This window comes from Ruoffia sp. FAM 26254 (assembly GCF_045528545.1).
GTDB classification, from domain to species: domain Bacteria; phylum Bacillota; class Bacilli; order Lactobacillales; family Aerococcaceae; genus Ruoffia; species Ruoffia halotolerans.
On the sequence record NZ_JBGQQY010000104.1, the window covers coordinates 1 to 1,287 of the forward strand.

Annotated in this window: 1 protein-coding gene; it reads left to right on the plus strand. The window is 39.8% G+C overall.

The window, feature by feature from the left end; genetic code table 11:
- Positions 1-94 precede the first annotated feature (94 nt).
- A complete protein-coding gene (locus ACEN3Z_RS11845; protein WP_407090978.1) occupies positions 95-1,285 on the plus strand; it encodes an IS256 family transposase in 1,191 nt (396 codons plus the stop codon).
- The last annotated feature ends 2 nt before the right edge of the window (positions 1,286-1,287 follow it).

Consider the following 1,287-nt stretch of genomic DNA (forward strand, 5'->3'; position numbering starts at 1 on the left):
GAGAGTGTAAAATATCTTGTGTAAATAGAAAAAAGGAAGCCCCTTCTGTAGAATAGAGTTACCACACTACATTCACAGAAAAGAGGACTTCCCTATGAACAATCTTACTACAGATATCTTACAGACTCTAGCCACAAAAGGTGATTTAAACGAATGTTTTCGTTCTCATCTAGAATTGGCCGTAAATACACTCTTAAGAACGGAATTGACCGTCTTTTTAGATTATGAGAAGTATGAGCGGATTGGTTTCCATTCAGGTAACTCTCGCAATGGCACCTATGACCGTAAGGTCAAAACAGAATATGGTGAACTTAAGCTACAGATTCCACGTGATCGTAATGGTGAATTTAAACAACAGACGCTTCCTGCATATAAAAGAACCAATGAGACGTTGGAAGAAACGATTATTCATCTCTTTCGAAAAGGGATCACGATGTCTGAAATTGCCGATTTGATCGAGAAAATGTATGGTCATCATTATACGCCGCAGACGATGTCCAACATGACAAAAGTCTTTTCTGAAGAAGTCGCTGCTTTTAAAAAACGTCCACTAAATGATCATTATGCCGCTATTTATCTGGACGCTACCTACATTCCCTTGAAACGTAAAACAGTAGATAAAGAAGCGATTCATATAGCGGTTGGAATCCGTCCAGATGGCGCCAAAGAAGTGCTCGGTTATGCTATTGCCCCTAATGAGTCTACTGTTACATGGAAAGAGCTATTAGAAGACTTGATAAGCCGTGGGGTTAAATCCGTTCTCCTCTTTGTGACCGATGGTCTTAAAGGGATAAAAGATACGATTCATCAAGCGTTTCCTCAGGCTGCTTATCAACACTGTTGTGTTCATGTTTCTCGCAATATCGCTAGTAAAGTACGCGTAGCTGATCGAAGAGAAGTATGTGAAGATTTTAAAGCTGTTTACCAAGCAGACTCACGAGAAAAAGCGATAGAAGCTCGACTTAATTTTGTAGAGAAATGGCACACCAGCTACCCTAGAGTAACCAAAGCGGTCTTAGAGAACGACAGCTTACTGACGTTCTATGACTTTCCTGTTTCAATCCGTAGGAGCTTGTATTCCACTAATTTGATTGAGTCTTTCAACAAACAAATTAAAAAATATAGTCGGCGTAAAGAGCAGTTTCAGAATGAAGAATCTATGGATCGCTTTTTAGTTTCAAATTTCGATCTTTACAATCAGAAATTTTTAACCCGAAGCCACCGCGGTTTCCAGCAAGCTGAAGCAGAGCTATGGGAAATGTTTGGAACACTAGCAGAGAGCTGATT

Bases quoted from the DNA above. Each gene is read 5' to 3' on its own strand.
- ACEN3Z_RS11845 (WP_407090978.1), top strand. From the start codon at position 95: ATGAACAATCTTACTACAGATATCTTACAGACTCTAGCCACAAAAGGT.